We start from the raw sequence: 22661 nt of genomic DNA, 5'->3' as shown, positions 1-22661 counted from the left end.
TTTTTGGTGGTCATAGCCACCAAAAAGACTCACGCTGCCTTATACGGATCGGCGGTGGTTCTCGCGTCGAGTCGGACCCGGCTGCGCCTCGGCGATCCAGGGCCCCTCCAGCGAGACGTCGGTGACTCCCTCCTCGAGCCAGGTGTACCGACCGTCGAGGAGTCGCTTGGCCACCCGGCGGTCGTCGGCGTCGGTATTGCTCCACAGTGCATCGAACAACGCCTCGACGCGGCGCCGGGCCTGTCTGCAGAAGACGTCGGCGAGCTCGAGCGCGGACCGGTCCTGACCGGCCGAACGCGCGTACACGCAGCTGGCGCTCATGGCGAACAGTTCGGCCCCGATGTCGACGATCCTGCCGAGGAACAGCTGCCGGTGCTCCAGTTTCGCCTGCCAGCGCGACATTCCGTAGAACGTCTGACGCGCGAGGCGGCGGCTCGCCCGTTCCACGAACCGCAAGTGCTCGGCGAGTGGGCCGTAATCGCCGAAACTGCTGCGCAGGTGGCCCTTGCCGACGAGGAGACTCGGCAGCCACTTCGCGTAGAACCCGGCCGCACCGCGAGCAGCGTCGGCCTTGGCCCGCATGTCGGCCTGAGGATCCACGAGGTCGCCCGCGACCGAGAGATGCGCGTCCACCGCTTCCCGTGCGATGAGCAGGCGCATGATCTCGCTGGAGCCCTCGAAGATCCGGTTGATCCGCAGATCGCGCAGCATCTGCTCGGCGGGAACCCCACGCTCACCGCGTGCTGCCAGCGAATCCGCCGTCTCGTAGCCGCGCCCGCCCCGCACCTGCACGAGATCGTCGGCGATTTGCCACGCGTGTTCCGAACTGTAGAGCTTCGCGAGCGCCGCTTCGATCCGGATGTCGTGCCGGTCCGCGTCCGCGAGCCGCCCGGAGACCTCGAGGATCGCCTCCAGCGCGAACGCCGTCGCGGTCATGTACGACAGCGTTCCTGCGATGGCCTCGTGCTCACCCACCGGCTTGCCCCACTGCACGCGCTCGGCCGACCACTCGCGCCCGATCCGCACGGACCATTTCGACGATCCGGCGCACAGCGCGGGAAGCGAGAGCCGACCGGTGTTCAGCGTGGTCAGCGCGATCTTGAGGCCGTCGCCCTCCCGGCCGATCCGGTTGCGCGCGGGCACCACCACGTCGTGCAGGCGGGTCACGCCGTTCTCGATGCCTCGCAGGCCGAGGAACTCGTTGCGGTTCTCGACCGTGATGCCGTCGGAGTTCGCTTCGACGACGAAGGCACTGACGCCGCCGCGGCGCCCTTCGGCCTTCGGCACTCGCGCCATCACCACGAGCAGGTCGGCGAGCACGCCGTTCGTCGTCCACAGCTTCACGCCGTTGAGGGTGTAGCTCTCGCCGTCGGCGGCGGGTTCGGCGGTCGCGGCGAGTCGCGCCGGGTCGCTGCCGACGTCGGGTTCGGTGAGCAGGAACGCCGTGATCTCGCGGACGCAGCGGGGAAGGAACTCGTCCTTCTGTTCCTGTGTGCCGAACATCTTCACCGGCTGCGGCACCCCGATCGACTGGTGCGCCGAGAGCAGCGCGCCGATCGCGGGGCTGGCGGTGCCGACGAGCATCAACGCGCGGTGGTAGTAGACGACGGGAAGACCGAGCCCGCCGTAGGCGCGCGGGATCTTGATCCCGAAGGCGCCGAGTTCCTTGAGACCGTTGATGACCTCGTCCGGCACCCACGCGTCCCGCTCGATGCTGGGGCCGTCGACGTTGGCCTCGCAGAACGCGCGCAGTCGCCGCAGGAACGCCTCACCCTCCGCCGAGGCGTCCGGATCGCTGTCGGGCAGCGGGTCGATCAGGTCGAGGCGGAGTCTGCCGAGGAACAGTTCCTTGCCGAAACTCGGCCGGTCCCAACGGGATTCCCGAGCTTCTTCGGCCACCTGCCTTGCCTGGTCGGCATCGACGTGCCCACCGGTGTCCGGACGATCGACCGTGGTCATCGTTGACCCCCTCGCGATTCGGAGTGATCCACGACACACCACGGTACTACCGGCGGGTAACACGCGAAAGTCGAACGGCCGCGCCGAGCGGTCAGCGCCGTAGCCACCCCACCGCGCCGAGAGCGTTGCTGCTCTCGGCGGTGTCCGCAGAGACCGGCCGGTCCGGCCGCCACAACGGCACGGGCACGAGACCCGGCTCGATCAACTCGTCGACGCGCACCAAGTCCTCGACCTCCTCGCGAGTGCGCCACCGCGCCGGGGTCGGCGTCGACGCCATGACCTCCTCTGCGTCCGCGACCTGCTGCGGCGTCGCGGACAGCGCCGAGATGTGCGACAGGACCAGCGCGCTGCCCGTCGTCGTGGCTTGCCGGTACTCGTCCAAGACCTCGTTCGCCTCGCGCTGGTCCGGGACGAACGGAATGATCGCGACGGCGAGCACCGCGACCGGGCGGGTGAAATCGATCAGCTCCGCCACCCCGGGCGCCGCGAGCACCTCCGACGGCACGCGGATATCGGCGTTGGTCACCGTCACACCGGTCGTCGAGTCCAGCAGCCGACGAGCGTGCGCCACCGCCACGGCCTCGTGGTCGACGTAGGCGACTCGCGCCGAGGGCTCGATCGACTGCGCGATCTCGTGGACGTTGCCGACCGTCGGCACGCCCGAGCCCAGGTCGAGGAACTGGTCGATCCCGCAGCGCGCCAGATGCGCGACAGCTCGGCCGAGAAACGCCCGGTTGGCGCGCGCGTAGTCGCGGGCGTGCGGCATCGCCGCCAATCCGGCCTCGGCGGCTTCACGGTCGATCGCGAAGTTCGCGGAGCCGCCCAGATAGTAGTCGTACATCCGCGCCGAGTTCGGCTTGCCGAGGTCGATCCCGGAAGGATCGCCGGGCCACTGGTCCGAATCCATGCCTCCAGTCTCTCGCACCGTCAAGCGGTCCGGCCAGGATCGACGTTCGGCCATCGGGTGGCCGGCTCGGCTTCTCGTGACGAACTCAGTCGATTCCCCGATGGACCGTTCCGCGCTCCTCTTCGAGCATGTGGTCGAAGGCTGTGCGGTCGTCGTGTACTCGCTCGTCGCCTCGTGGGCTCGTGGTGCGGCTCGCGTGGTCGCCGTGCGAGGAACGCGATTCGCGATGTCCAGCGGTCATGGCGGTTCTCCGTTCACGATGTCCATGGCGGGCGTCGACGCCCTCCATGGCACGCGAATCGCACGGAGGAACCAACGCTGACCAGTGAGTTTCTCGAATCCGAGACAACGCTAGCGCCGGGCTCCCCGCTGCCCGTGCCCTGCGGTGTCCGTTTCGCCGATACGCTGGTCGTCCACGTACACGTGATCGACGGAACGGGTGGTGATCAGCGTGACGATCGACGCCACGGACGTCGCCGCGCTGTTCGGCGCGAGTCGCCGTGAGTCGGCGCCTGCCTACCGCCGCCTCAAGGACGTGATCACCGAGCAGATCGGCACCGGGCGCTGGTCCGAGGGTGAGCTCCTGCCGTCGGAGAGCCAGCTGGTGCACTCGCTCGGCCTGTCCCGCATGACGATCAACCGGGCCCTGCGCGAGCTGAGCACCGACGGGCTCCTCGTGCGACTGGCCGGGGTGGGCACGTTCGTCGCCGAGCGCAAGAGCAGTTCGGCCCTCTACGACGTGCGCAGCATCGCCGACGAGGTGCACCGTCGCGGACACCGGCACCGCACCGACGTGATCTCCGTCCGCAGCGAGCCCGCCGACCTGCGTGCGCACCGTCTGTTCGGAATCCCCGAGGGACAGCCGGTGCTGCACTCGGTGCTCGTGCATTTCGAGGACGAGGTCGCGATCCAGCTCGAGGACCGCCACGTGCACCCGGAACTCGCGCCCGACTACCTGGAGCAGGACTTCACGACGCAGACACCGAACCACTACCTCTCCCGTATCGCCCCGCTGGGCAAGGGGGAGCACGTCGTGGAAGCCGTGCTCGGCACCCGGGAGGACTGTGCCCTGCTGGGCATCGACGAGTCCGAACCGTGCTTGGTGATTCACCGGCGCACCTGGTCGGAAGGTCAGCTCGTGAGCGCCGCCCGATTGCTGCACCCAGGGTCCCGTTACCGGCTCGAAGGCATCTTCGACACGACCTGATCCGACTGTCCGATGTAGACCCTTAACCGGTTCCGGCGTTCCGAGGCATGTGGGAACCGGCTTGTGTGCCCGTAGGGCACGGTCGCAAGTGACGGAGTTCGTGCCTCGCAAGGCAGGGGTGCTCGCCGCGTACGCGTGGTACTCGAGAGGACCCCAACGGCGCGAGACGCGAAGGCACCGGACCACACACCCCAGTTCCAGAATGCGCTCTTCAGGCCCGCTCGTCGGAGTTGTCCACGGCCGGTGGACAGCCGGACAGGCTTCGCGTCAACCTCGCGGCGCCGCGACGCAGGACGTCGCCGACCTCGGCCGGATCCCGATCGTGATGGTGGCGGCACCAGGTCGTGCTCACCGCGGCGACGGGCCGCCCGGCGTGGTCGTGGGCGGCCGTCCCGACCGATCGGAGACCGTCTGCGACGAGTTCGACCTCTTCGGACCACCCGCGAGCGCGGTCCCGTTCGAGTATCCGGCGCAGGTCCGCCAGACAGCGGGGGCAGCTCCCGGTGCGGGTGACGAAGTCGGCGGGACCGGCGAACAACGCTCGCAACTGTGCTCCGGGCGTGTCCGCGAGAATCGCGCGCCCGTTGGCGGTCAGATGCGACGGCAGCCGGACTCCGACATCCGTGATCAGCGCTACATCGGCCGTCGGCTCCGCATCGGGAGGTTGTTTGAGCAGGTAGACGGTCTCCGCCCCGTGCAGGATGCCGAGTTGGACGGTCTGGCCGAGCCGGGCGGCGAGTCGTCGCAGGATCGGCCGGGCCAGCCGTTCCAGTGATTCATGGCGCAGGTACGCGGAGCCGATCTCGAACGAGAACGCGCCGAGCCCATAGGCCTTCTCCTGCGGCAGGTACACGACGAATCCGCGATCTTCCAGTACCGACAGAATGTGGTAGGCGGACGAGCGCGGCAGCCCGAGGTCGCGCATGAGCGCCGAGGCTCGCACGGGGCCGGGCCGTTGGGCGAGCCGGACGAGGATGTCCAGGGCGTGCCCCACAGCCGGCGACGTACTCGATTCCTTTCCTGTAGCTCGCATGTCACCCCTTGACGAAATGTATATACAGCACTATACATTCTGGGCGTCCGTGGCTGTGGCCCGCAACACGTTCCGAGTGCGCAGCCGCGAACATCCCCGGCACCGAGGAGGAACGGCGTGGTTCCCGCAGGGAGGACATGGTGAACGAAGACACGGCGGGACTGAGTCGAGGTCTCACCACGCGGCACATCCGCTTCATCGCACTCGGCTCGGCCATCGGAACCGGGCTGTTCTACGGATCGTCCGAAGCCATCGACCAGGCCGGGCCCTCGGTACTGCTCGCGTACCTGATCGCCGGGGCCGCGGTGTTCCTCGTCCTGCGCTCGCTCGGCGAGATGGCCGTCGACAACCCGGTGCCCGGCTCGTTCGGGGAGTACGCGAGCAGACATCTCGGGCGCCTCGCCGGGTTCGTCACCGGATGGACCTACGCGTTCGAGATGGTCATCGTCTGCATCGCCGACGTCACGGCGCTCGGCGTCTACATGGGATTCTGGTTCCCCGACGTGCCGAGATGGATCTGGGTGCTCGCCACGTTGTTCGTCATCGGCGCTGCCAACCTGCTCAGCGTCAAGGTGTTCGGCGAGCTGGAGTTCTGGTTCACCCTCGCCAAGGTCACGGCCATCGTCGCGATGATCCTCGGCGGCATCGCGATCCTCGTCTTCGGCTTCTCCGGGAACCCGGACGCCACCGGGGTGAGCAACCTGTGGTCGCACGGCGGGTTCTTCCCAATGGGGGTCGAGGGATTCGTGCTCTCGTTCGCCGTGGTCGTGTTCGCCTTCGGCGGCACCGAGATCATCGGCGTCACAGCAGGAGAGGCCGAAGAACCGCACAAGACCATCCCGCGTGCGGTCAACACGGTGCCGGTGCGGGTACTGCTGTTTTACGTGCTGACTCTGGCGGTCATCATGGCCATCACCCCGTGGGATTCGATCGACTCGTCCGGTAGTCCGTTCGTGCAGATCTTCGACAGCGTCGGTCTGACCTCGGCGGCCACCGTCCTCAACGTCGTGGTGATCACCGCGGCGCTCTCGGCGATCAACAGCGACATCTTCGGAGCCGGACGGATGCTGTTCGGCATGGCGCAGCGCGGTCAGGCCCCGGCGATCATGACCGCGGTCTCGCGCAACGGCGTGCCATGGATGACGGTGATCGTCATGACCGGCGCGCTGCTGATCGGGGTCGTACTCAACTACGTGATGCCGGAAAACGTCTTCGCGGTCGTCGCTTCCATCGCGACGTTCGCCACGGTGTGGGTGTGGCTGATGATCGTGCTCTCCCAGTACCGCGCGCGGCGGTCGATGAACGCCGAGCAGGCCGCCGCGCTGCGGTTCCCGGTGCCGTTGTGGCCGTATGCCCAGGTCGTGACGATCGTGTTCATGCTGTTCGTCTTCGTCGTGCTCGCGTTCTCGGCCGAGACTCGGGTCGCGCTCTACGTCGGAGTCGTCTGGCTCGGGCTGCTGTCGGTGGTTTTCGTCGCGCGGCAGAGAACCCGCGTGAGCCCTTTTAGTGCCTATAGCCACCAAAAAGACTCACGCGTCGATGCGGCGGAGGTGCACTCGGAGTGAGGCTCGCGGTGGTAGGCGATGCGGCCCCGTACCACCGGGATCATCAGAGTGCGTCACCGGTTCACTCGGCGAACGTGAGCACCAGGCGTCCGCGGGTGCCACCGGCCTCGAGCCGTTGGTGCGCCTGCGCGGCCTGCTCGGCCGGGAACGTGTCCGCGACCCGGAGTGTGAGCACGCCCTGCTCGGCGAGCACCCGGAGCTGGTCGAGTTTGCCGTGTTCGGTCGCGTACTGCGGGACCATGACTCGGTGGTAGGTGACTCCGCGCTCGGGTTGCCCGGCGAAAAACCGCACGGTGGCGATGCCACCTCCGTCCCGCACTGCGTCGATCACCTTGTCGTCCAGAACCGCACCGTCGGCGAGGCCGTCGACCCCGTCGGGCACCGCCTCACGGACCCGGTCGGCGACGTCCTCGCCACGGTCGACGACGATGTCGGCACCGAGGCTCTCGACCTGCGCGCGATCGGCGGCCGAGGCGTCCGCGACCACCCGCAGGCCACGATGTTTGGCCAGTTGCACGACGTACCCGCCGTAGCTGCCCGCAGCGCCGGTGACCGCGAGCGTCTGCCCCGGCACCAATGCCAGCAGGTCCAGCGTCATCTGGGCCGTCAGCCCGTTCATCGGCAGCGTGGCCGCCTCGACGTCGGAGGCCCCGGCGGGCGCCCGGACCACCGATTCGGCGGGCAGCACGACCTGTTCCGCGTACCCGCCGTGGTTTCCCCGCGGTACCACGATGCCCATCACGTGCTCGCCGACGGCCAGATCGGTCTCGGTGTCGGGACCGACCTCGTCCAGGACCCCGGCGACGTCCATGCCCGGGACGTACGGTTTCGGGTCGTCGCGCATCGCCTCCGCGCGTGCGCCGCTGCGCAGGACCGTGTCGGTCGGGTTCACCGTCGCGGCGTGCACCCGCACCCGCACCTGTCCGCTTCCCGGGCGAGGCTGCGGCAACTCCACCGCGTGCAGTACCTCGGGGCCGCCGAACTCCGTCACACCAATCGCCTTCATATCGGCACCAACCGGTCCGGCACCGCCGACTATTCCGCCGGACGCCCTCCGACCACCATCCGCCCCGGTCCGTCGGTGCCGCCTGCGGGGCGTGCTCTGCGAAGATGGGGCCGATGTCCGCGACCACCCCACGCGCCGAGGCCACCAGAGCCCGCTTGTTCGAAGCCGCGATCGCCGCGTTCGCCGAGAAGGGGTTCCACGGCACGACCACCCGCGACATCGCCGCCGCTGCCGGGATGTCTCCGGCGGCCCTCTACGTGCACCACAAATCCAAGGAAGAGCTGCTTCACCTCATCTCGCGAGCGGGCCACGAGCAGACGCTCGCGGTCGTGCGGGACGCCATCGCCGGCGCGTCGGATCCGGTTGAGCGGCTGCGCGCGGTCGTGCGGGCATTCGCCGTGCACCACGCTCGCGGGAACACCCAGGCCAGGATCATCAATGACGAGTTGTCCGCGCTGGGCCCCGAGCACGCCGAAGAGATCCGCCTCCTCCGCCGGACCATCAGCGACGAACTGCGCCACCTCGTCGACACCGGAGTCGCGAGTGGACAGTTCACGGTCACGAATCCACGGATGACCGCGGTGGCACTGCTCTCGCTGGGCATCGACATCGCACGCTGGTACCGCGAGGAGGGAGAGTGGACGCCGGACGAGATCGGCGAGCACTACGCGGACCTGGCGACCCGTCTCGTCGGCGCCCGCTGACCCCGATCTCGAGCGCGTGCGTCGGTACTTCCGTGGCAACTGACCGGCGGGTCGTCTCAGGCTGGGGAACCGCTGGCAGTCACCACGTACCCAGCCCGACCACCCGCGGGTTCTCAGCGCCCTCCTCGCCAGGACAGCGATTTCGCCGCGTAGGCCGCTACTCAAGAAACCGATCCCGCAGCGAGGAGGGCGGGAGAGGTTCCGCCACCCCACCACCAACGCAGAGCAATCCGCGCAGCCTCCAAGAAGTCCTACTCGCGTTCGAAGTAGCGGCGGGGGTTGTGCACCAGGATGGTGTCGAGGTCGTCGTCGGTGAGACCTCGTTCGAGCAGCGCGGGCAGCACGTCCTCGCTGATGTGGCGGTAGTTCCACTTCGGCGCCGCCGCTTCCTTCTCGGCCTCGTCGAACCAGTCGATGAAGCAGGCCGCGTCGTGGGCGACGGTGACGTTCTCGGCGAATCCCCGACGCACCAGTTCCACGATCGTGTCGATCCGGTCGTCGAACGGCAGCAGCACGTCGAGCCCGAACCGGTCCATCCCGAGCAGCGAACCCGCTTCGGCGAGCTTCGTGAGGTAGTCCAGGTCCGTCGAGTCACCGGAATGCCCGATGACCACACGGGACAGGTCCACGCCTTCCTCGGCCAGCACCCGTTGGGCCACCAGCCCCGAGTGGGTGTGCGCGTTGGTGTGCACCGTGATCGGGGCACCGGTCAGCACGGACGCCCGCCCGACCGCGCGCATCACGCGCTCGACACCCGGCGTGAGACCCGGGTCCTCGATGGCGCACTTCAGGAAGGCCGCCCGCACACCGGTGTCGGCGATTCCTTCGGTCAGATCCCGCACGAACAGGTCCACCATCGGCTCGGGCTTGTCGAACAGCAGGCCGGGACCGTGGTGGTGGAACTGGAACGGCACGTCGTTGTAGGTGTAGATGCCGGTCGCGGGAACGATGTTGAGCGGCGTCCGCGCGGCGATCTTCTGGATGCGCGGCAGGTACCGTCCGAGCCCGAGCACCGTCGGGTCGAGGATCGTGTCGATGCCGAGCTCCTTGAGTTCGGTGAGCCGCCGGACCGCGTCCTCGACCCGCGCGTCCTCGTCCCAGTCGGTGTAGTTCTGCCGGTACTCCTCGCCCAACACGAACACGTGCTCGTGGACCAGGACCCGGCCCAGCTCGGCACTGCTCACCGGACCGTTCACCGTGTGTACCGCCGTCATCGCGACACCCGTTTCCCCACGTGCACCCAAGCTCGGATCCGCCGAGTCTGCTGACGGCGACCCCCGCAGTCAATGGCCACAACTCTTGAATCCGGATTCGACTTTGGTTTAGATTGTGGTCCCGATCACTCCCGCCGGGCGTGACCGCCACCCCGGCCCGACACCGCGACGAACGACCCAGCCGCCCGAGTCCGACGGCCGCACGGTCCGACGAGCACGTGCGCGGACGGCTGTTCGGGCACCTGACGCTCCCCGGATTCCGCCGTTGCGGCACCCACGAGGCGACCGCAGACCGATCCACCGCGGCAACACCACGCCGTCCGCCGTTCCCGCCCGACACTCACGCATGGAGTGGCCCATGACGTCCGCGAACACCGCTCCGTCGCCGGAACGCAAGAAGCACCTGCGCAAGCTCATGGCCGCCGGTCTCGTCGGCGCCTCGATCGAGTGGTACGACTTCTTCATCTACGGGACCGCCGCGGCGCTGGTCTTCGGCACGATCTTCTTCCCCGACGCGTCCCCGCTGACCGCGACGCTGTTGTCGTTCAGCACGTTCTGGGCGGGGTTCGTGGCCAGGCCACTCGGCGGGCTCGTCTTCGGGCACATCGGCGACCGGATCGGGAGGAAACCGGCTCTGGTCACGTGCCTGATCCTCGTCGGAGGCTCGACCGTCGGGATCGGGCTGCTACCCACCGCCGCGCAGATCGGCGTCGCCGCGCCGATCCTGTTGGTGACACTGAGGTTCCTGCAAGGAATCGCGGTCGGCGGCCAATGGGGTGGCGTGATTCTGCTGCTCACCGAGAGCGCGATGCCCGGCAGGCGCGGACAAGCGGGAACGTTCGGCCAGATGGGCGTCCCCTTCGGACTCATCCTCGGTACCGTCGCCTTCCTGGTGGTCGGACTGACGGTGCCCAGCGAGGCCTTCGTCGCGTGGGGCTGGCGCATTCCGTTCCTCGCCAGCGCGTTGTTGCTGCCGATCGTGCTGTTCATCCAGACGCGAGTGGAGGACAGCCCGGAGTACCAGCAGCTCAAGCAGGCCGCCGACTCGTCACGCGCGAAGGTCGTGCGGGCGCCGATCCGGGAGGCGATCACGACGCACTGGCGCCGGATCCTGCTCGGTGCCGGCATTCTCGGCTCCAGCAACGCGGTGTTCTACATCGGCGTCGCCGGGGTGCTCGACTACGGCACGCGCGAACTGGGCATGTCGCGGGATTCGCTGCTCATCGCCTCGTTGGCGGCGTCGGCCTTCGGCGTGGCGGCCATCTACTGGGCCGGGTCGGCATCGGACAGGATCGGACGCAAACCGTTGATGATCGTGGGCGCGGCGGCGATGGCACTGTGGGCGTTCCCGTACTTCTGGCTCATCAACACCGAGTCGTTGTTCTGGGTGTTCGTCGCGGTGGCGATCGGCGGTGTCGCGTCGTCCCTCGTCTACGGTCCGTACGCGGCCTACCTCGCGGAACTGTTCCAGCCGAACGTGCGGTACTCGGCGGCCTCCATCGCTTACCAGCTGCCTGCCATCGTGATCAGCGGTGGTACGCCGTTCCTGATGACGGCGTTACTCGCGGCGACCGGAACGACCCTCGCCGTCTCCGGGTACATGGCGTTGGTGGCGTTGATCTCGCTGACCTGCGTGCTGCTTTCTCCCGAGACCCACCAGCGAGCCGGGACCACCGCGACACCGTCCCCGGCCACGACGTGAGAAGGCGCTGTGGAACTTGGAGCGGTGGCCCGGTACCGCCGCCCCAGTTCGCGCCTCGCCGCGTTGGGGTCCTCTTGAGTACCACACTGAGGCGGACAGGACCGGCGAGCGGCTACCGGTCGTCGGTCATGTTCAAGGCGTTGAGCCACAGCTTCGTGGTGGTCTCGACGAGCGTACCGAGCGGATAGTTCTCCTCCATCGCGAAGGAGTAGAACGCCATCCGACTGACCATTCCGGACAGTGCGCGCGCGGCCATCCCCGCGTCGACGTCGGTGTCGGCGAGCCCTTTGTCCTGCAGGTCCTTGATCGCGCGGGCGTTGCGGTCGGCGAACGCCTTGCCGCGCCTGCGCCGCAGCTCCCGGAACTCGGCGTTGCTCGCGGCGAGCTGGTCGAGGATCAGCATCAGCTTCGCGTGCCGCCGGTACGCCTCGAAGTAGGCACGATTGCTGGCTTCGATGACCGCGGCGGGCGAGCTGTCCTCCGGGGCGAGGTGTGGCGTCCCGGGGTGCAGCATGTCGTGCTGCGCGTCCTCGATCACCGCGAGCAGGATCTCGTCCTTGCTGGTGAAGTACGTGTAGAAGCTGCCGGTGGAGCAGTTCGCCTCGGCGCTGATGTCGGTCAGCCGCGAGCCGAAGTACCCGTCTCGTTCGAAGACGACCCGCGCGGCAGCGACGAGCGCGGCGCGGGTGCGTGCGCCGCGCGCGGTACTGGGTTGCTCGCGCAGCGACGAACTCTCGACCAGAGCCGGAATCTCGTCGCCGCGCCGCCGACGACCTCGGGAACCGTTCGTCATGGGGCCTCCTGTCCACCGCGGACGATGTTCCCACAACCCAGCCAGCGCGACGGGCGAGTTCGCCTGGGTAGTTCCGTGGCGCAACCTCACCTCGCGGCCGGTGTGCGGAGGCGGCGGGGACACTTCGGCGCAGTGTGCCGGACCGCAGCGCTCAACCCGTCCGAGGCCGTACCGCGGGCTCAGCTCGCGGGGTTCTCGAGTGCGTCCCGGTCGATGGCACGCTTGAGGATCTTCCCGCTCGGTCCCTTCGGCAAGGTGTCCACGAAACGGAACCGGTGCGGCACCTTGTAGGGGGACAGCCGTTCCTTCGCCCACGTGCGCAGTTCGTCCTCGTCGATCGGCGCGCCGGAGCGGGTGGCGACGACCGCGGCGACCTCCTCACCGTAGGCGTCGTCGGCGACTCCGAGCACCGCGACCTCGACGATGTCCGGGTGTTCGTAGAGCACTTCCTCCACCTCGCGCGGGTACACGTTGTAGCCGCCGCGAATGATGAGATCCTTCGCACGGTCGACGATGTAGAGGTAGCCGTCCTCGTCGACACGGCCGAGGTCGCCGGTCCGCAACCACCCGCCGGCGAGGTCGGCCGCCGTCGCGTCGGGACGGTTCCAGTAGCCCTTCATCACGCTCGGCCCCCGCAGGAACACCTCGCCCACGTCGCCGGCAGGCACCGGCTCACCGTCGAGGTTCCGGATCTCCACGTCGGTGCCGGGAAGCGGAATCCCGACCGATCCGATGCGCTGCTGCCGATCCGGCGCGTTGTAGGTCGCGGCACCGCTGGACTCGGTGAGGCCGTAACCCTCGAGGATCGTGCAGCCGAACCGGTCCGAGAACGCTGTGATCACTTCACCCGGAAGCGAGGCACCCCCGGAGGAGGCCAGTCGCAGATCGGCGAAGTCGGCGGGGCCGAAGTCGCCGGAGGCGTGCAGCATCGCGTTCCACATGGTCGGCACACCGGCCACAGTGGTCAGTCGGTCCCGCCGGATCATCTCCAGCATGGCGACGGGCTCGAAGGGCGAGAGCAGTGACATCGACGCGCCGGTCGTCAGAACCGTGTTGAGGCACACGGCCTGCCCGAAGACGTGGAACAGCGGCAGCGCCGTACCGAACCGGTCCTGCGAGGTCAGGTCGAGTTGCTCGACGAACGTCCTCGCGGTGTCCAGCAGGTTGCCCACGGTGAGTTCGACGCCCTTGGGGCGCCCGGTGGTTCCGGAGGTGTAGAGCAGAACCGCCGTGTCGTCGAGGTTTCGTTCCACCGGCTCGTCCACGGGCGTCCCCGAACGTGCCCCGGCTCCGGGTGCCAGCACCCGAAACGACAGGTCACGTTCCTCGGCCACGCGGGACGCAGCCAGGCTCGCCTCGTGCCAGGCGATCAACAGCGACGCACCGGAGTCCTCCACGACGTAGTCGATCTCGGGCTCGGTCGCCATCGTGTTCATGGTGATGACCACCGTGCCCAGCAGCTGCCCGGCGAGATACGCGACCACGAACTCCGCGACGGTGGGAGCCACCAGCAGAACTCGGTCTCCAGGACGTGCGCCGAGTGCTCGGAGTTCGCCGCCGAACGCGGCCGAGGCATCCCGCAGCTGCGCGTAGGTCCACACCTCGTCGCCCGCCCGCAGCGCCACCGCGTTCGGGGCCGAGCCCGCGTGTTCCCACGGCGGTCGGGCTACGTTCGGCATGATTCCCTCCAGCGTGCGTGTTCCGCGTCACAACCACGCTAGGTGAACCTGAGGTCGAATTCAATGAACCTCGGATCATGGCACCGAGGTGATGTTCGCGCGGATCTCCCGCCGCCTACGCGGGCCGGCCGGCCACGTGAGCTTCCACCGCCCACCTCCCCACACAGGTCACCCCGTGCACCCTTCGAGGGTGTCTCCGATGGGTTCGAACGGGCACCAGCACCTGTGCCCTATCCTCGTCCACAAGGGCAGGTGCCGCTGACGCCCGTGACGAAGTCACGAGCCTCGTCCCTGTTCGAGGTCGGCACGGGCACGACTGGTCGTTCACCCGAGGACGTGCTCACCGGCACCGGGACGTGCGATCGCCGAAACGCTCGATCTCGGGACGCTGTGACTCATTCGTGCGTGTGGAGGTCGGAATGGCGGCTGCGGGCGACGACTCCTCGAACACGCACGGAGCCGAACGGCCGTCCGTCACGCGGGACCTGCGGACGATTCTGCGGCGATGGCCCTGGGTTTCGGGAGCCCTCGGTGTGCTCATCAGTGCCCTGTGCGCCGCGGGATTCACGGCTCTGGCCGGCCAGGTGTACAACCGAGGACCGGTGGTGGCCCTGGACCGGCGTCTGCTGGAACTGGTGGGCGAGGTTCGGTCGGAACCGGCGATCGCGGTCTGGTCGGTTCTGACCTGGGTCGGCGACACCCTGGTGGTGTTCCCGTTGGCGGTCGTGGCCGGTGTGCTGCTGGTACGCCGGAAACGATCCTGGTCCCCGCTCGTGTTGCTCGTGGCGTCCTCGGCTGGCGTCGGCTCCCTCGTCGGGCTGACCAAATGGATCATCGCTCGGCCGCGTCCGCCCGCGCTGCCGCTGGTCGGTGTGGAGGACGGCTTCGGGTTCCCGTCCGGTCATTCGGCCCAAGCGGCGGCGGTGTATCTGATGATCGCCCTGCTGATCCTGCCGCTACTCACCGGCTCCCGGCGACGCGCTGCGGTGTTGTTGGCGGCGATGGCGCTGACCGCGACGGCCATGCTCTCGCGGATCGTGCTCGGCGTGCACTCTCCTTCGGATGTCTTCGGCGGGTTGCTGTTGGGAGTCGGCTGGACCGTGTTGCTGCTCAGCCTGCGCCCGCTCGCCCGGTCCGCGCGCGAGCTGCTCCATCGACTCGCCCACGCCTGAAAGGGCATTGGGGAACTGGCGTGTGTGCCCGTAGGGCACGCCTCATGCGTGACCAGCCGCGGCACGGGGCGGCGACCTCCCCAAGTTCCGCAGGGCGCTCTCAGCTCGCTGGAATGTCCACCAGGTCGGCGAGCACGCGACGGTGGTGGCCGGGGCTGCCCCGCCCGATCTCGTCCGCCTTGGCCCGCTTGAGGTAGAGGTGTGCGGGGTGCTCCCAGGTCATGCCGGTCCCCCCGTGCAACTGGACGGCCTCCTCGGCGGCGTGGACCGCGACCTCGGCGCAGTACGAGGACGCGACAGCGGTCGCGATCGCCGCGTCGTCGGAATCCGCGGCCAGTGCGCCCGCCGCGTACCGCGCGGCCGCCGACGCCGACTCCGCCTCGACGAACAGGTCGGCGAGCCGATGCTTGAGGGCCTGGAAGCCGCCCACGGTGCGGCCGAACTGCTTGCGTTCCTTGAGGTGAGCGATGGTCGACTCGAGACACCATGCCGTCACCCCGACCTGTTCGGATGCGAGCAGTGCGGCCCCGGCCCGCAGCGCCCGCCGGAACGCCGCCTCGCCGGAGTTCGGGGGCACGACCACCTCGCCGGGAACGGAGTCGACGGTGATGTCCGCCAGCGGCCGCGTCATGTCCAAGGACACGAACGAAGCCACCGCCACGTCCGAGGTTCGCAACGCGTACACCGCTGTGCCCTCGACGGTGTCCGCCGCCACGAGCAGCGTGTCGGATTCGAGTGCGCCCGCGACGCTCGTCACGCGTCCGCTCAGCCGCTCGTTTCCGTCCACGCTCATCCGGGGCAAGTCGGCGTCCGGGGCGGTGGAGAACGGGGCCAGGAGCGCGGCGGTCCGCTCCCCCGACGCCACCTGCTCGACCAGGGCGGAGTTCCCCTCCCGGAGCACGATGGCAGCCTCGACCGCGCTGGAGAGGAACGGAACCGGCGCGACCGCGCGGCCGAGTTCCTCCAGCACCACCGCGGCCTCGCGCACGGAGGCACCGGCCCCGCCGCGTTCGTCGGGAATCACCAGTCCGGCGAGCCCGAGTTCGACGGCCACCGTCTTCCACAGCGAGGCGGTGAGTGCGCGGTCGCCCTCGTAGGCGCTCAGCACCGCGTTCGGATCACAGCGGTCGGCCAGCATTTCCCGCACGGTGCTGCGCAACGACGTTTCGACGTCGGACTCGAGCAGCGTGATGTCGGCGCTCATCGGGGCAGGTCCTTCCACGGGATGTCCTTGTCCGCGCGGGCTTCGGCGGGCAGGCCCAGTACGCGTTCCGCGATGATGTTGCGCAGGATCTCCGAGGTGCCGCCCTCGATGGAGTTGCCCTTCGCGCGCAGGTACCGGTAACCGGCATCGCGCTGGGTGAAGTCGACCTTCTGCGGCCGCACCATCGTCCAGTCCTCGTAGCGCAACCCGTCCTCACCGAGCAGTTCCAGTTCCAGCCCGCTGAGTTCCTGGTTCAGGCGGGCGAAGGTGAGCTTGAGCGCGGACCCCTCCGGCCCTGGCTTGCCCTCCGCGAGTTTCTGCCGCATCCGGACGCCGGTGAGGCGGGCGACCTCGGACTCGACGTACATCGTCAGCAGCCGGTCGTGTAGTTCCGGCGTGCGCAGGTCCGGGCGCTGACGCCAGGTGTCGGCGACCATGCCGAGGATTCCGCCCTCGCGCGGAGTGTCCCTGCCTCCGATGGAGACACGCTCCTGGTTGAGGGTGATGTTGGCGATGCGCCAGCCGTCCCCATCCGCACCGAGGCGTTGACCGTCCGGGATGCGTACGTCGGTGAGGAAGACTTCGTTGAACTCGGCCTCACCGGTGATCTGCCGCAGCGGCCGCACCTCGACTCCCGGCGCCGTCATGTCGCAGATGAAGTAGGTGATCCCCTGGTGTTTGGGTAGCTCCGGTGCGGTGCGTGCGATCAGGATCGCGAACCGGGCGAGGTGTGCGACGGAGGTCCAGACCTTCTGCCCGTTGACGACCCAGTCGTCGCCGTCGCGGACCGCGCGCGTGCCGAGCGCGGCGAGGTCGGATCCCGCGTCCGGCTCGCTGAACAGCTGACACCACACTTCTTCCCCGGTCCACAGTGGCCGGAGGTGGCGACGGCGCTGTTCCTCCGACCCGGCGGCGAGGATCGTGGGCGCGGCCATGCCGAGCCCGATGCCGTTGATCTTCGAGTTGTTGTCCGGCGCGCCGCCTTCCTCGAAGAGTCCGTCGACGAACGGTTGCAGCTCGCGCGCCAGGCCGAGACCGCCGAACCCCTCGGGGAAGTGCACCCATGCCAACCCGGCGTCGAAGCGGGCGCGGTGGAACTCCAGTGGGTCACTCGTGGCGGGGTCGTGCTCGGCGAGCACGCTCGCGACCCTGCGGCGCAGGTCCGCTGCTGTGGTGTCGTCTTCCATCGGAGGAACTCCCTGGGATCGAGAGGAGCTGGTCGGCGACGGTTCCGACGTCCGCGACGGTCGGAACCGTCGCTGCCGCGCGACTCACGGACGCACATGATCAACTGAGCGACCGCTTAGCCAGCGTGTCAGCACGCGCCACCCGGGAGCAAGGCTGCAGCCCTCATGTCGGCCGGACGAGCACGCGGCAACCGCACTTCCCGACGAGCGCCTGACACAGCGCGGACCGGCGTGCATGATGAGCCGGATCACACGTTCGACCGATATCCGCAGGAAGGGTGAGCGGTGTGTCGACCCAGAGCGACAACGACAGCACGGCGGCCGAGCCGATCCCGGACGACACGCAGGAGGCTCGGCTCAAGCCGCTGGTCTTCGTCGGTTCCTCGGTTCTGATCCTCGCCGTCTCGGTCTGGGCGATCATCACGCCCCAAGGCGCCTCGACCACGATCGGCACCGTCGTCACCTGGATCTCCAGGGGCTTCGGCTGGTACTACTTCCTCGCCGCGACGCTGTTCCTCGCGTTCGTGGTGTTCGTCGCGGCGTCCCGATACGGAACGGTGAAGCTCGGGCCGCAGCACTCCACTCCGGACTTCGGCGTGTTCGCATGGGCCTCGATGCTGTTCGCGGCGGGGATCGGCGTCGACTTGATGTTCTTCTCCGTCTCCGGCCCGGTGAGCCACTACCTCGCGCCACCCGAGGGCTCGCCGCAGACCGTCGAGGCCGCCAGGCAAGGCGTCGTGTGGACTCTGTTCCACTACGGCATCACGGGCTGGGCGATGTACGCGCTGATGGGCTTGGTGCTCGGGTACTTCGCCTTCCGGTACCACCTGCCGCTGGCCATCCGCTCCGCCCTGTATCCGCTCATCGGCAAGCGCGTGCACGGCCGGATCGGTGACGCCGTCGACCTCGCGGCCGTGGTCGGCACGGTCTTCGGCATCTCCGTGTCGCTCGGGATCGGCGTCGTGCAGCTCAACTTCGGCCTGAACTTCCTGTTCGGCATCCCCGAAGGAGTTCCGGCCCAGATCGGCTTGATCGTGCTCGCGGTCGTCATGACCACCGTGTCGGCGGTGGCCGGTGTCGACCGCGGCATCCGGCGCCTGTCCCAGCTCAACGTGGTGCTCGCGGTCGGACTGATGCTCTACGTGCTGGTCCTGGAGAACCCGATCCGGCTGCTCAACGGGCTCATCCTCAACATCGGCGACTACCTCAGCCGCTTCCCGGCGATGACGCTGAACACGTTCGCCTACGATCAGCCGACCGAGTGGCTCAACTCCTGGACGCTGTTCTTCTGGGCGTGGTGGATCGCCTGGGCCCCGTTCGTCGGACTGTTCCTCGCCCGGATCTCGCGGGGACGCACCATCCGGCAGTTCGTCGCGGCGACGCTGATCGTGCCGTTCCTGTTCACGCTCACCTTTCTGTCCGTCTTCGGCAACAGTGCGCTGGGTGTGGTGCGCCGGGGCAACGCACAGTTCGGCGAGACCGCCATGAACGCCCCGGAACAGGGCTTCTACGAGCTGCTCGCGCAGTACCCGGGGGTGACGTTCAGCGCCGGGCTGGCCACCTTCGTCGGGCTGCTGCTCTACGTCACCTCGGCCGACTCCGGCTCGCTGGTGATGTCGAACCTGTGCTCGCACCTGCCGACCCCGCTGACCGACTCCGCGGCATGGCTGCGCGTCTTCTGGGCGTCGGCCACCGGTCTGCTCACCATCGGGATGCTCCTCGTCGGCGGCGTGGAGGCGCTGACCAACGCGACGATCATCATGGGCCTGCCGTTCTCGTTCGTGATGTTCCTGATCATGTGGGGGGTGTACCGGGCCCTGCGGGTCGAGCGGTTCCGGCAGGACGCGTTCCACACGACGCTGCCGTCCTCACTGTCCGAACGAACCACGAGCGATCGCGCGGGCGCGAACCGGAACTGGCGGCAGCGGCTGGCCAGGGTGATGAGCTACCCCGACCGGCGAACCGCCACCGGGTTCACCGAGCGGGTGTCCGGGCCGGTCCTGCGGGAGGTGGCCGAGGAACTGCGCGTGCAGGGTGCGGGCGCGTCGGTCACCGAATGGGTCGACGAGGAGATCGGCGTGCCGCACCTGGAACTGCGGGTTCCGATGGGCACGGAAGAGGAGTTCAGCTACCGACTGTGGCCGAGTGAGACGTCCACGCCCTCCTTCGCCGCGTCGTCGGGCGGCGAAGCCGACACCTACGTGCGATTCGAGGTGCATCTGACCGAGGGCAGTCAGGGCTACGACGTCATGGGGTACAGCAAGGAACAGCTACTCGGCGACGTCTTGGACCAGTACGAGCGGCATCTCGAGTTCCTGCGGCTGCACCGCGAGACCACAGCCGCCTCGGTGCTGCCCGACCACGGTCCCGGCACCGCCGAGGTCCGTGGCCCCGAAGAGCCACGGTAGTCCGGGAGGCGGAGCTCCGTCACTCTCGCTGGTCAACGGACGTGAGAAGCATGTGTGGCTGCCAGCAGCCAGAAATAACACTCGTTGGAGTGATTCAGGGCGCTTCAGTGGGTACACCGTGCCCAGAAACCGCTTTCGACGACAACGGAGTGCATTCAATGATCACCCTGGGTGTCATCCTTCTGATTATCGGTCTGCTCGCACAGATCTCGATCCTGACGACGATCGGCGGCGTGCTACTCGTCGTGGGCGTCGTCCTCGCCGTCCTGGGCCGAGTCGGAACGAAGGTCGGCGGGCGAAGTCACTGGTTCTGACTCGAGCGGGTGCTCACCTCGTGGCCGGCGCGGACAGCGTCGACACGAGGTGGTGCGCCTCCTGATGTCGACGACCCCGCAGCCGACCGCGAGATCAGCGTCCCTGTCACCGACCACCCACCCAGGCCGACCCGCACACTCTCTTGTTTGCGGTCACTCTTTCGAGGGTACGACGCAGGTACGGGGCGTCGGCCTGCCTACGATCGGCAGAAATCTCCGCCGCCGTCGGACGAGGGAGGTTTCGTGCAGACGAACGTCGTACTGGTGATCGCGATCGTCGCGGCCGTCGTGCTGGCCATCGGAATCGTCCTTTACCTGATGGGCCGAGCCCGGGCGAACCGGCGCACGACAGCGCTGCGCGACCACTTCGGAGGCGAGTACGACCGGGTCGTGCACGCCCACGGCCGGCACAAGGGCGAGGCGGAGCTGCAGGCACGGTTGCAGCGTCGGCGTGAACTCTCGATCCACCACCTCACTCCGGAACAACGCGAGCGTTTCGGCAAATCCTGGGAGTCCGCGCAGGCGAAGTTCGTCGACACGCCCAGTGCGGGTCTGCGCGATGCCGACCTCCTGGTACTGCAGGTGATGCGCGACCGCGGGTATCCGGTGGAGCAGTTCGAGGACCGCGCGAAGCTCGTCTCGGTCGACTATCCCGAACTCGTCGAGCACTTCCGCGCGGCCCACTCGGTGGCGGTCGACAACGAGCAGGACGGCGCGTCGACCGAACGGCTGCGGCAGGCGATGGTCGACTACCGCTACCTGTTCGACGAGATGATCGAGGGCGGCGAACCCGAACGAACCAAGGACCTGTAGAGACGAGATGGCCGCGATCGACGACGCCGGACCCGAGCGCCCGCGAGTTCTCCGTGGCCGCTACGAGATCACGCGGCTGCTCGGCACGGGCGGCATGTCCGAAGTACACCTGGGACGGGATCGCGAACTCGACCGAACCGTGGCGATCAAGCTGATTCCCGCCGAGCCGCACGACAATCCCGAACACGGGGAACGGCTTCGCCGAGAGGCACGGGCCGCCGCGGCCATCGATCATCCGAACGTGGTGGCCGTCCACGACATCGGCGTGTCGGAAGCCGGCTCGCCGCCGACCGAGTCCGTCTTCGTCGTGATGGAACACCTTGACGGAGAATCGCTGCGCAGTCGTGTCGGACGGGACGGCCCGCTGGCCGACGACGTGGCGGTCACCATCGCCGAGCAGGTGTGCCGCGCGCTGAACGCCGCGCACGAAACCGGCGTGATCCACCGGGACATCAGCCCGGGCAACATCATGCTGCGCGGCGACGACACGGTGACGGTGCTCGATTTCGGCCTGGCGCGAATGGCGGGCAGCGCGTTCCGCACGACCACCGGCGAGGTGCGAGGGACCCCGGCCTACATCGCGCCCGAGCAGGTGCAGGGCGGGCAGCTGGACGCGCGGACGGACCTGTACGCACTGGGATGTTGCCTCTACCTGATGGTCACGGGAGACCCGCCGTTCCCGGGTACGGAGGCCGTCGCGATGGCCTACCAGCACGTGCGTTCCACCCCCGTGCCCCCGCGCGAGATCAACCCCGACGTCAGTCCGGAACTGCAGGCGGTGATCCTGCGCGCGCTCGCCAAGGATCCGGACGAGCGGCACCGGTCGGCGACGCACCTGCGTTCGGAACTGCTCTCCGCCGTGAGTGCGAAGACGGCGAGCCCGGAGGACCGCACGGTGAACCTCTCCGGCTCCGACGGAACCAAGGCACTGCCGCCGCAGCCTCCGCCACAGTCCGACACCGGCACACCGCGAACGAGCACCACCGATCCGGACCTCGACCAGGAAGACTCCGGGGCCGTACGCCGCTGGCTCGGCCTCGCGATGATCATCGCGGCCGCGGCCGTTCTGCTCGTCGTAGCCGGCTTCGCCGCCTACACCGTCGTCATGCGCTAACCGCGGCGTGAGCCTTTTTGGTGCCTATGACCACCACAAAGACTCACGCCCCCGACCGCAACGCTGGCCACGCGCGAAACCTACCCACGAACTTCCGATCACGCCGTGCGGTCGATGGGATCTGAGCCACGCACCAGCTCGGCAAGGCACCGGCGAACGCCGACGAACCTCGCGTGAGCCTTTTTGGTGGCTATAGGCACCAAAAAGGCTCACGCGTAAGGTCAGCGGCGACGGAAAGGCAGGCGACCATGACTGTTCTCGACTCCCCGATCCCCCGGTTCCATCTCGCCATGCCGGTCGACGACCTCGACGCCGCACGTCACTTCTACGGCGAGGTCCTCGGCCTGGAGCAGGGCCGAAGCTCGGAAAGCTGGGTGGATTGGAGCCTGCACGGCCACCAGTTCGTCACTCATCTGGCGCCCGATCGGCCGCAGCGAGTGCACAATCCGGTCGACGGCCACGACGTCCCGGTACCGCACTTCGGACTGATCTTGACGGTGCCCGAGTTCCACGCACTCGCCGAGCGGCTGCACGCGGCAGGAACCGAGTTCGTCATCGAGCCCACTGTGCGCTTCGAGGGCGAGCGCGGCGAGCAGTGGACGATGTTCCTCCTCGACCCGGCGGGAAACGCCCTGGAGTTCAAGGCGTTCGCCGACGACTCCCAGGTTTTCGCCGCTTGA

At 68.3% G+C, this 22661-nt stretch carries 20 protein-coding genes; 10 read left to right on the top strand and 10 right to left on the bottom strand.

All coding sequences use genetic code 11. The features are described 5' to 3' along the window. Window positions 1-39: 39 nt before the first annotated feature. The 3 genes from GIY23_RS05180 to GIY23_RS05170 all read right to left on the bottom strand — a co-directional run bounded on the left by GIY23_RS05180 (window position 40) and on the right by GIY23_RS05170 (window position 3107). Entirely contained in the window at window positions 40-1959 is a 1920-nt protein-coding gene (locus tag GIY23_RS05180; protein ID WP_154075611.1) for an acyl-CoA dehydrogenase family protein, read from the bottom strand. A 91-nt stretch (window positions 1960-2050) separates the two neighbouring features. Then, window positions 2051-2866, bottom strand: a complete 816-nt coding sequence (locus GIY23_RS05175) for an SAM-dependent methyltransferase (RefSeq protein WP_154075610.1) — start codon at window positions 2864-2866, stop codon at window positions 2051-2053. An 85-nt stretch (window positions 2867-2951) separates the two neighbouring features. After that, window positions 2952-3107 carry a hypothetical protein gene (locus tag GIY23_RS05170; RefSeq protein WP_154075609.1) on the bottom strand — a complete coding sequence of 52 codons (156 nt, stop codon included), beginning with the start codon at window positions 3105-3107 and terminating at the stop codon, window positions 2952-2954. Window positions 3108-3317: 210 nt separating this feature from the next. On the opposite strand from GIY23_RS05170, the gene hutC reads away from it, so the two are divergent. Then, complete coding sequence (gene hutC, locus GIY23_RS05165) at window positions 3318-4073, top strand: histidine utilization repressor (protein WP_228717559.1); 756 nt, start codon at window positions 3318-3320, stop codon at window positions 4071-4073. A 211-nt stretch (window positions 4074-4284) separates the two neighbouring features. Here hutC and GIY23_RS05160 read toward each other — a convergent pair whose 3' ends face one another. Further along, entirely contained in the window at window positions 4285-5106 is an 822-nt protein-coding gene (locus tag GIY23_RS05160; RefSeq protein ID WP_154075607.1) for an IclR family transcriptional regulator, read from the bottom strand. Between the two features lie 137 nt (window positions 5107-5243). Here GIY23_RS05160 and GIY23_RS05155 point away from each other — a divergent pair, with 137 nt between their 5' ends. Beyond that, the gene (locus GIY23_RS05155; protein WP_154075606.1) at window positions 5244-6671 is read left to right on the top strand and encodes an amino acid permease; all 1428 of its coding nucleotides are present in this window, start codon (window positions 5244-5246) and stop codon (window positions 6669-6671) included. A gap of 61 nt (window positions 6672-6732) precedes the next feature. Here the strand turns inward: GIY23_RS05155 and GIY23_RS05150 are convergent, their stop codons facing one another. After that, window positions 6733-7662, bottom strand: coding sequence for an NADP-dependent oxidoreductase (locus tag GIY23_RS05150; RefSeq protein WP_228717558.1), 930 nt, complete (start codon window positions 7660-7662; stop codon window positions 6733-6735). A 128-nt stretch (window positions 7663-7790) separates the two neighbouring features. On the opposite strand from GIY23_RS05150, the gene GIY23_RS05145 reads away from it, so the two are divergent. Beyond that, complete coding sequence (locus GIY23_RS05145; RefSeq protein WP_154075604.1) at window positions 7791-8381, top strand: TetR family transcriptional regulator; 591 nt, start codon at window positions 7791-7793, stop codon at window positions 8379-8381. A 251-nt stretch (window positions 8382-8632) separates the two neighbouring features. Here the strand turns inward: GIY23_RS05145 and GIY23_RS05140 are convergent, their stop codons facing one another. Beyond that, window positions 8633-9595 carry a phosphotriesterase family protein gene (locus tag GIY23_RS05140; protein WP_154075603.1) on the bottom strand — a complete coding sequence of 321 codons (963 nt, stop codon included), beginning with the start codon at window positions 9593-9595 and terminating at the stop codon, window positions 8633-8635. 358 nt (window positions 9596-9953) lie between these two features. On the opposite strand from GIY23_RS05140, the gene GIY23_RS05135 reads away from it, so the two are divergent. Beyond that, window positions 9954-11297 (top strand): MFS transporter, encoded by a 1344-nt coding sequence (locus tag GIY23_RS05135; RefSeq protein ID WP_154075602.1) that lies wholly within the window; start codon window positions 9954-9956, stop codon window positions 11295-11297. Between the two features lie 112 nt (window positions 11298-11409). Here the strand turns inward: GIY23_RS05135 and GIY23_RS05130 are convergent, their stop codons facing one another. Together GIY23_RS05130 and GIY23_RS05125 are read right to left on the bottom strand one after the other, a co-directional pair. Next, on the bottom strand, window positions 11410-12090 hold the full coding sequence (locus tag GIY23_RS05130) for a TetR/AcrR family transcriptional regulator (RefSeq protein WP_154075601.1): 681 nt from the start codon (window positions 12088-12090) through the stop codon (window positions 11410-11412). 179 nt (window positions 12091-12269) lie between these two features. Next, window positions 12270-13769 (bottom strand): long-chain-fatty-acid--CoA ligase, encoded by a 1500-nt coding sequence (locus tag GIY23_RS05125; protein ID WP_154075600.1) that lies wholly within the window; start codon window positions 13767-13769, stop codon window positions 12270-12272. Window positions 13770-14188: 419 nt separating this feature from the next. Between GIY23_RS05125 and GIY23_RS05120 the strand changes: the two genes are divergently transcribed. Then, window positions 14189-14941, top strand: coding sequence for a phosphatase PAP2 family protein (locus GIY23_RS05120; RefSeq protein ID WP_154075599.1), 753 nt, complete (start codon window positions 14189-14191; stop codon window positions 14939-14941). Between the two features lie 100 nt (window positions 14942-15041). Here the strand turns inward: GIY23_RS05120 and GIY23_RS05115 are convergent, their stop codons facing one another. Then, window positions 15042-16145 carry an acyl-CoA dehydrogenase family protein gene (locus GIY23_RS05115; RefSeq protein WP_154075598.1) on the bottom strand — a complete coding sequence of 368 codons (1104 nt, stop codon included), beginning with the start codon at window positions 16143-16145 and terminating at the stop codon, window positions 15042-15044. After that, on the bottom strand, window positions 16142-17332 hold the full coding sequence (locus GIY23_RS05110) for an acyl-CoA dehydrogenase family protein (protein ID WP_154075597.1): 1191 nt from the start codon (window positions 17330-17332) through the stop codon (window positions 16142-16144). The genes GIY23_RS05115 and GIY23_RS05110 overlap by 4 nt, the downstream gene beginning before the upstream one ends. A gap of 287 nt (window positions 17333-17619) precedes the next feature. Between GIY23_RS05110 and betT the strand changes: the two genes are divergently transcribed. The 5 genes from betT to GIY23_RS05090 all read left to right on the top strand — a co-directional run bounded on the left by betT (window position 17620) and on the right by GIY23_RS05090 (window position 22661). Continuing rightward, a complete protein-coding gene (gene betT, locus GIY23_RS05105) occupies window positions 17620-19740 on the top strand; it encodes a choline BCCT transporter BetT (protein WP_407646831.1) in 2121 nt (706 codons plus the stop codon). Window positions 19741-19898: 158 nt separating this feature from the next. Further along, window positions 19899-20054 (top strand): DUF6131 family protein, encoded by a 156-nt coding sequence (locus GIY23_RS22610; RefSeq protein ID WP_187352030.1) that lies wholly within the window; start codon window positions 19899-19901, stop codon window positions 20052-20054. Window positions 20055-20297: 243 nt separating this feature from the next. Then, window positions 20298-20867: a hypothetical protein gene (locus GIY23_RS05100; RefSeq protein ID WP_154075595.1), complete on the top strand. Its 570-nt coding sequence runs from the start codon at window positions 20298-20300 to the stop codon at window positions 20865-20867. A 7-nt stretch (window positions 20868-20874) separates the two neighbouring features. Beyond that, window positions 20875-21981, top strand: a complete 1107-nt coding sequence (locus tag GIY23_RS05095; protein WP_154075594.1) for a serine/threonine-protein kinase — start codon at window positions 20875-20877, stop codon at window positions 21979-21981. Window positions 21982-22229: 248 nt separating this feature from the next. Then, on the top strand, window positions 22230-22661 hold the full coding sequence (locus GIY23_RS05090) for a VOC family protein (RefSeq protein ID WP_154075593.1): 432 nt from the start codon (window positions 22230-22232) through the stop codon (window positions 22659-22661).

Origin of the sequence: Allosaccharopolyspora coralli, assembly GCF_009664835.1 — a bacterium.
Lineage (GTDB): Bacteria > Actinomycetota > Actinomycetes > Mycobacteriales > Pseudonocardiaceae > Allosaccharopolyspora > Allosaccharopolyspora coralli.
Note: the sequence above shows the minus strand (reverse complement) of the source record. Positions and strands in the feature narration are given on the sequence as shown.